The sequence below is a fragment of the Pseudoclavibacter sp. VKM Ac-2867 genome, from assembly GCF_015351275.1.
Classification (GTDB): domain Bacteria; phylum Actinomycetota; class Actinomycetes; order Actinomycetales; family Microbacteriaceae; genus Pseudoclavibacter.
This window is the reverse complement of record NZ_JADKSL010000011.1, coordinates 88,103-96,324: the sequence shown is the minus strand read 5'-3', so window position 1 is coordinate 96,324 and position 8,222 is coordinate 88,103. Positions and strand designations below refer to the sequence as shown.

Genomic DNA, 8,222 nt, shown 5'->3' with positions numbered 1-8,222 from the left:
TCTGCGGTGGTGTCGTCGGCAGCGACGGTTGGTGCCGGGGACGAGGTTACGGTCGACTTCGTGGTTCGGGAGAGTGCAGGTCTTCAGTTTGTGGGATTCGCGGTGGAGTCGCCGACGGGTAAGTCCTTCACGGCGAGGTGGGATGCCGAGGACCGGACCACGAATGGCGATGTTGCCGGGACTGCTCGGATCGTGGTTGATGGCGGGACTTGGCCTGCTGGGGAGTATCGGGTGACGGTAGTCCGGATGATCGACTGGGCTTCCAACGATGTTTCCCTGCGTGAGGGTGAGCTCGACCGGTTTGGCTTGTCCGCGTTCACTGTCAGCGGGACGGTGCCTCCGGTGACGTCCCAACCTCCGACAACTGAGCCCACGCCCACGCCCACGACACCCGGCTGGGATCTGACAGCTCCCGAACTGCTGACCGCCACCCTGTCATCTCAGAAGCAACAAGGATCGGGAACCACGATCGAAATCTCGTGGCGGATTCGAGAAGACACGGCTCTGTCCACGGTTACGTTCATGCTCGCGAGTACCGATGAACCGGACATTGGATCGCCCGAAGTTCCGCCAGCCGAACCCCAACGTCCCGTGAAGGTTGAGACGATCGTTGCAGACGCTGTACGCGACGGCGATGTCTACCGAGGGGTCTCAACGCTATTCGTCCCCGAAGGCGAGTGGTTCCCGACGGGTGAAGTGGGACTTGCATCCGTCTACATCTTCGACACGTCAGCAAACGACGGAGCAGTTCATCGCTCCAGGAGCGAAATCCTGCAGAACGCTGGGGCGGTCACCATCTATCCCGCCGCCACCCCTGGCCCCACCTCGACTCCGACCACGGAGCCGACGACTGAGCCGACTACGGAGCCCACGGTCGAGCCGACGACTGAGCCCACCTCGAAGCCGACGACTGAGCCAACAGAACCAGCCACGAGCACCCCGCCGACCTCCGGTGAATCCGCTGCTCCGATCGCTCCCGCACCCTCGAACGCGCCAGCAACTTCTGGTGGTCTCGCAACGACGGGCGTGGATGACGGCGGTGCGCTGACGCTCGGTGTCGGATCGCTCGTGCTGCTGGCTGGCGCCGCGATGCTTCTGCTGCGTCGCAAGCCCGCGGATCAGTAGTCCGCTCGTCCAACGAAGCCCGCCATACGCATATCAGCAGTGGCGGGCTTCGTCGTTCATGGGACCGGAGTTCGTGCCGGCTCAGTCCCGCCGTCGCCAGACGAGGACGCCGATCGTCACCGCGAGAGCGACCGCGGTGACGCCGATGCCGATGGCCAGCGCCACGCCGAGCACGCCGGGGAAGCCCGTGAGGACGACGCCGATGAGCATGGCGGTCGCGACGACGCCAGCGAAGATCCAACCGGGCGGGGATGCGAAGAAATCGCGGATGGCGCCGAGCTGCTCTTCCATCTCTTGCTGTCGATCCTGGTCAGCCATGGACGGGCTCCAATCGGTGGGTGCGTGTGGGGCTCCTATGCGCGATCAGTGCCCGGACAGCTTCGTACGCAGCCGCATCGGCAGCTGAGGTGGCCCCATCCCTTCCGGGTAGAAGCGCGGCTTGACCGGCAGCCCCGTCTTCGTGACCGTCTTGTTCACGGTGAGGCGCCGGAGGGGGCTCGTGGCCTTCCGCATCTCGTGAATGTTCGGAGGTGTGCGCCCCTCGGCCAGCCACGACGGCTGGAAGCGCTGGACGGCGAGCATGTCGAGGCTCCGGGGCAGGTCCTCGTTCGTGGGTGTTGGCACCTGACGCGGGTCGAGCAGGTCCACGCTCTCCCAAGGGTCGTCCGCGTTCTGCCCGGTCGGCCGTTGCACCCGCAAGGTCAGGAACGACGAGTCGACGAGGCCGGGGCCCGGGAACCAGTCCTGCCACTGCACGACGGAGATGCGGAACTTCGCAGGGTCATGCGCGGGAGCTCGCCAGTCGCGCAGCGCCCGGCTGATGTCACGTCGCACTCGGCTGAGGTCGCTGGCCGCTGAATGGTGACCCTCGGTGGCCTCGGCGTTGCCGGCGATGACGAACACGACATGCAAGCCGGTGTCGTCCCATCTGCGATTGCCGAACAGTTGCACCCACTTCGCGACCTTGTCGGTGAAGTTCTTCCCCGTGGACGCGGTGAGCTCGATCGCGAGCCGGGCGCCATCTTCACGGAGGAGCACGGCGTCTGCTGCGCGTTGCAGCCCTCGAGGTGGTTCGTCTCCGATGCTCGTGTAGGCGAGGTTGGCGACGTCCGCGAACCGCTCGCCGACGACCGCGCCGATGGGGAGGAACTCGGCCGCGCGCGCGATGATTTCGGCCACGAGCGCGTTGTGCCGGTCGTACCTCGACGACGCCGACCACGGGTGCGCGCCGGTGGTGGTCGCCCATTCCGGGTAGGTCATGTGCGGCAGGATCAGGTCGTGGAACGCCGACGACCTGGACGGGCGGATCAGCTTCGTCCGGTGCGCGTGGGGCGGGGCACCCATGGGGCGCTGGTACGTGCCGATGTCGACGAGCCCGAGCGTGAACATGTCCCGCACGAGGTGCGCCTGTGGGGACATGGCTCGGTTGTCGCCGGAGATGAACGCGAGCTGCTCGACGGTGAGGGTGCGGTAGGCGTTGACGTTCGCGAGCAGTCGCAGCGCCGCCTGCCACAGCTGACCGCGTTTCTGGAGCCGCCCGAGGGCCTCGTCGTAGTCGCCGAGCACCCACTTCGGGATGCGACCGAGCCCCGCGGCTTCCGCGCGCTTGGCTTGGTCGACGGACATCCACGCGGCGATCGCGCCGACTTGCCAGAGCCCGTCGTAGAACGGGTCCGTTCGCGTGATCGCTCGCGCTTTCGACGTGGGCGTGCGGGAGGGGATGTGGGCGATGGGGATGGCGCTCATGCGGATGCTCCCTGCTCGGACGTGTGGAGTGCGGCGAACTCGGCGACGCTCATCGTTTCGAAGTCGGGGATCTTGAGGGTGAACGCGCGCATGGCTTCCTTGTCGAGGGTGGTCTTCACGATGGCGGTGTACTTGGGGAGGTTCGCGACGTCTTCCGGCTCCCACGCGGACCCGTCGATGACGAGGCTGGCGACGAGGTCGCGGATGACGGAGGCGTCTTCCTGGCGGAGCACGATGCGGGTGCCGTAGCCGAGCATCGTCTTGCGGACCGTGTCTTCGAGCTGCTCCGGGAACTGGGTCGCGAAGTACGGCTCGACGCCGAAGGATCGGCCGTCGTTGCGGAACCAGGAGAGGACGTCTCCGGAGTGCGCGGCGAGGTGTTTGACCTCGCCTTCGAACACGGCGACGCGGCGGTCTTCGAGGCCCCACCCGATGCACGTGCGGCGGATTGCCTTCCACATCGTGTGCATCGCCAGGGCGGCCATCTGCTCGCGGGCTCGGTCGTCGAGCGCGTGCCCGGATGCGGACGGTCCGAAGTCGATGATGACGTTCGCGTCGGCCTCGAGCAGCTCGTCCCAGGTGCGCTGGTTCGGTCGCGCCCACCAGTGTTCGAGCGTCATCAGCGGCTCCACCTTGGAGCGGGGCGCGTCGAACAGATTCTTGCGCTGCGACGGCGTCACACCACCCCCGTAGGTTGGCCCGAGATGGTCGGCGGCGGACACGAGTTCCGCGTGCTCCGGATGAGCCTGAGCCGCGTCCTGGATGAGGCCGGCGATCTCTTTCGCTTCCTGGTCGTCACCGTTGCCGATGAGGAGGTTCGCGTACCAGAACGGGGTACGTCCGCGGTAGCGCGAGAGCGCCTCCGTGAACACCTCCGGGACCGTCCCGGTGCCCGACCTCGACAGCAGCGATCCGGCCTCGAACACGGCGATCAGGGACGGCGATGAGCGAGGTCCGATGGAGTCGACGCCGTACACCGCTTTGAGGGTGTCGACGACGTCGCGGGCGTAGTCGTGCGCGGTGATGAACCCGCCCGGTTCGGGGAAGAACGCAATGCCATCGACGGCGTTCCGGTCGGCGATGTTGACGGCGTCTACGGGTGCGTCGAACTTCGCGGCCCAGCGTGCGTGAGCTGCAGCAGAGACCCCGTCGCCCTTGGTGTCGAACGCGATCATGGAACGTCGCAGACGCGACTGCAGACGGTGCGAGAGGAACCAGCCCCACTGCGCTTCGAGGAGCCGCGATTTGCCGGAGCCGGCGAGTCCCGTGACGAACATTCCCGCCCACGCATCTTCCGAGCTCAGGTGCACGACGCCGTCCCGGTCAGAGCCAATCACCGGCCCGATATTGCGACGCAGTTCCACCGGCGCGATCCGGTCGCCAGTGGCGCCTCCGGAGAACGCGGAACCGGCGTGCGGGGCGACGAGCGCGAGCGGCAGATGCGGGCCCAGGAACGCCGCGTGCGGATGCACTGGGTACTCGCCGGCGAACTCCGGACGGATCTTCTCGACTGGGTTCCCTTCGCTGTCCTTCGTCAACGTCCGTGTCTCTTTCGCGGGCCGTTTGGGCGTCCCAGTGAGTGTCGGAGATTCCGGCGCCAGACCCTGCCCGAGGAGGCGCTGCAACGTCCGCCACGACGACGGGAGACGGCCGACGAGACGACCGACCAACACCGCGATCGCGGCCACTGCAACGAGTACGCCGAGGACCGTCCACGGCACGTCCAGCAGCTGCGGAACTTCGACGCCGAGCGTCGGAACTTCACGCAGCAGCAGCAGCAGCAGCGGCATCGCGATCGCCGTCGCGGCCCCCACGAGCGCGGCCACCACGAACGGCAGAGACCCGTCGAACTTGGATGCCCGGCGCGCGTCCGCGATCACGTCGAACCCGGGCAGCGTGGATGTCAGATGCCGCACCAGATCGCCCGCTCGCATGGCATCAGAGGAGCCCGCGTAGATGGACGCGATGACCGCGCCCGTCTCGAACGAATGGTGTGTGGCGACGCCTCGGTGTGCGAGCCAGAGCTTGTTGCTCTTGCGCTCAGATTTCGTTGGCGCGCGGAGCGAAATGGCGACCCACTCGCCAGCTGCGAGGAACCCGACCATCGACTGGACGACGGTTCCGAACTCGGCGCCCGCCTGCGTCGACTGGCCGACGTCGGGGAGCTTCTGAACGGACAGCTGTGACACCTGCTCCACGTCTGCGAGGGACAGGCCTTCCTCGACGTACTGCGCTTTCGCCGCGACCGCGTCCCCGAGCTTGAACGCCATCGACGCGGACGCGTGCTTCGACGCCGGGAACGACACGTACGAGTGAGCGCCGCCTGCCTCATCGCGCAGCAGAATCAGCGTTGTCCCGTCCGGCGCCTGCGTCTGGAATGCCTTCGCCTTCTGCAGCAACGTGTTGGCGTTGGCCTCCAGCGGGCCGGCCTTGAACAACTCGTACGTGGACACCTCAGAAATCGCGCTCATAGCGCGTCCTATGCGCGAACCCCTGACCAACGTGTGCCCGAGCGAAAACCCCGGGGAATTTCGGAGGGGCAGCTCAAAAACCAGCACTTCAAAAGGTGCCTGAAAATCCCCGGTAAAAACCGCCGAATCCCACTCCAGCCCCCGCTCATCCCCTCAACCTTCCAAGTTTTCAGCTTCTGGTCCTCGCGCAGGTAAGCCGCTGGGGCGTCTTTCCTGGTGCCTTGCAGTCTTAGCCGCTGGCGCGTCTTCGAGTGCGGCGTTCGGGCGTTCAGGTGCCACGTGGCTTTCCGAGGCGTTGCCTCGTCCGCTCAGTCGCCGCGGGGTCTTTGCCCTCGTTCCTCGGGCGTCCGCGTGGTTGTCTGGTCTCACTCGTTCCACCATTCACACTCATCGCCCAGCCACCTCTCAGCCCCTGCTTCGAGATGTTCCGTCCTGCTCACACTGTGTGCGGCGTGCTGTCGGTGCTCCAGCCACCCTCATCAGTGCCACTTCGGTGCCGGTCCCGGGTCTGCTCGTCCGCGCCACTTTCGCCTGCTTCTGGGACGCGGCCACTGGAACGCGCCGCAGGCGCTGACTCACCTTGGACATGCACAACGAAACGTCTCGCATCGGACCGAAAGTGCGACGAATGAAAGTGGCCGTCTGAGATGCGCACCGGGGGTGAGAAAAGTCGACACCTCTGTCGCAGACTTCACCCCGCGGGACCCAGGCCAAGCACCCCGACAACGACACCTCCTCAGGCCACCGAACCCTGCGGCGAAGCGTGGCCACGAAGTGGACACCCGGAACCCTCAACAACGACACCTCCTCGCACACCCCAGCCACAGGACCGCGGGCGAGGAACGAGCCCGCTGCAACGCAGCGTGAAGCAATCAGAAACGAGCTGCGACGAGACGATCCAGGACGCAGCGGCAGAGGGGGTGAAACTGCAGGCGGGGGACAGCAGAGAGATGTTCGGGATGGGCGACGGAAACGGCGAAGCGCGGGACCGCAGGTCACGCCGCTGGGGGACCCGAGAAGGTGACTGGTGAGAACGGCGCAACCACAGGACCGCGACGCGAGGAACGAGCGGCGCAGCCAACGAGACGGGATGCATGGCGCAACACTCTGCAGGGTGTCGGCGGATGGAGGAATGCAGGCATGTAGGGATGCAGGCTTGTAGGGATGCAGGAATGTACACGCGGACAGGGAGCGCAGGTGGCAGGAACGCAGACAGGTGACGGTGCAGAGACGGGCCGGGGAGAGACGGTGGCCGCGCCCCGCGCGGCAGCAACAGAGGGCGATGCGGGAAGCAACATGACGGGACGGGCGAAGCCCGGACAGCGAACAGCAACAAGACGCAACGGGACGATGCAGAACGCCCCGAGGGAGCGCCAGCGACCGAGGGATCTTAAGTAGGCGACTCGTCAGTTGGGCTCGGTTCCGGAGTGCGGCTATTGCCCGGGGTCTCGCCGCTATCGCGGACCTCGGTCGACGGGGCACTTGGAATACGCGTTACTCTGCCACGTTCTCTGGTGAAGCCTTCCAAGCCCTTGCTCTGCGCGATCTGATTCGCCGTGAGTGTGGTCTCTTCGAGCTGGACACCGGTGAAATTTACGCCCCGCGGCATTCGCACTTCAGCTAGTTGACAGTCCACAAGCATCACGCTGTGCCACACGGGTTGATGAAGGATGACTTGTCCGAAGTCGACGCCAAAGAGGTGTGCCTTCGTGAAGATTGCGCCGTAGATCGACAGATTGCTCAGCGTGCCGGACTCCCAGGTGGAGTTCGAAAAGTCGGTGCCGACCATGGCGTTTTGGAGATGATGCTTGCCAGGGTGCCCCTCTAGCGTAGGGGAGTACAGAGTCACATGACTGAAGTTGGCGCTGTTGATGTTGGAATCCAAGAGCTTCAGATTCGTGATCGAACGATTCAGGAACACTGGGTTACCGAACACGGAACCAGCGAGATTCGATCGAACGAAGGTAGTTCCATCCAGATTCGTGTGACTCCAGTCGACGCCGGGGGCGTCGAGCTCAACGAGGGTGAGGTACTGGAGCTCAGCCTTGAACCGTCGGGCTGCCGCGATGCGGGCCATGAGTCGGATCGCGAGGGCAGTTGCTGTCGACAGAGGCGAAAGCTCGTCCGACTCGCGTCCTTCGCTGTCCTCTCGACGCTTGCTAGCCTCCTGTCGAACGTAGACCGTGAGTACGTCGAGGATCATGCGGGAACGGCGTGAATCCTCGGACGTCAATGCGTAGTCACCGAGCAAACTGACTGCCGCCACTCTTTTCGCAAGTTCTGGCGCTTCAAGGAGAGCCAAAGCGTCCGTGACTCTGGTGATCTCGAGCTGCTCAAACTCACGTGAATGGCGTTCGGCGGCACGCTTGCCCTCTTTGAGTGCTTCGTCCGTGCTGTCGCGTTCTGCCCGCCAGCGCAGGTAGGTGAAAACTATACCGACGAGAGCAATCGCACCTCCAGCCACGAGAAGCACGGATTGCCGGGCATCAGCAATTGCGCGAGTGCAATCTATCCCAGTTGATGCCGTACAACGTCCGTTCCAGGTGTCGGTGACGATCGCCTGGGGCAGACCAACAAGTACCCAGGCGAGGAGCCACCAAAGACCGATGCCGAACGCAGCGAGTCCACTCATAACGATCAGCGCCGTCCGACCACGGACAGCGTTGCTCTGCTCAGCATCAAACGGGATCCGGGCAAGCGCTCTCAGACGTGAGCCAAGGGTCGGTTTGCGATCAGTCATCTCACGATCCTGCCGCAGCAACTCGTTGGAGCCTAACTACAAGGGTTTCACGGCTCAGTTGTCTTCAAGGGCCTGCACCACTCGCGCGTTGTCGACTTGCTAAGTTCCCCCGAGGCCCGGTAGTAGACGTAGATCGCGGA

Annotated in this window: 4 protein-coding genes and 1 pseudogene; 1 reads left to right on the top strand and 4 read right to left on the bottom strand. The window is 65.0% G+C overall.

The genetic code is table 11. The features are described from left to right. Positions 1–1,125 (top strand): annotated as a pseudogene (locus ITJ67_RS12335) (hypothetical protein); the annotation flags it as partial. Between the two features lie 81 nt (positions 1,126–1,206). On the opposite strand, the gene ITJ67_RS12330 reads toward ITJ67_RS12335, so the two are convergent. The 4 genes from ITJ67_RS12330 to ITJ67_RS12315 all read right to left on the bottom strand — a co-directional run bounded on the left by ITJ67_RS12330 (position 1,207) and on the right by ITJ67_RS12315 (position 8,082). Beyond that, complete coding sequence (locus ITJ67_RS12330; protein WP_194677848.1) at positions 1,207–1,443, bottom strand: hypothetical protein; 237 nt, start codon at positions 1,441–1,443, stop codon at positions 1,207–1,209. Between the two features lie 45 nt (positions 1,444–1,488). Further along, a complete protein-coding gene (locus ITJ67_RS12325; RefSeq protein ID WP_194677847.1) occupies positions 1,489–2,871 on the bottom strand; it encodes a hypothetical protein in 1,383 nt (460 codons plus the stop codon). Continuing rightward, a complete protein-coding gene (locus tag ITJ67_RS12320; protein ID WP_194677846.1) occupies positions 2,868–5,342 on the bottom strand; it encodes a hypothetical protein in 2,475 nt (824 codons plus the stop codon). Before ITJ67_RS12320 ends, ITJ67_RS12325 begins: the two co-directional genes overlap by 4 nt. 1,390 nt (positions 5,343–6,732) lie before the next feature. Further along, positions 6,733–8,082 carry a pentapeptide repeat-containing protein gene (locus ITJ67_RS12315; protein ID WP_194677845.1) on the bottom strand — a complete coding sequence of 450 codons (1,350 nt, stop codon included), beginning with the start codon at positions 8,080–8,082 and terminating at the stop codon, positions 6,733–6,735. Between the last annotated feature and the right edge of the window lie 140 nt (positions 8,083–8,222).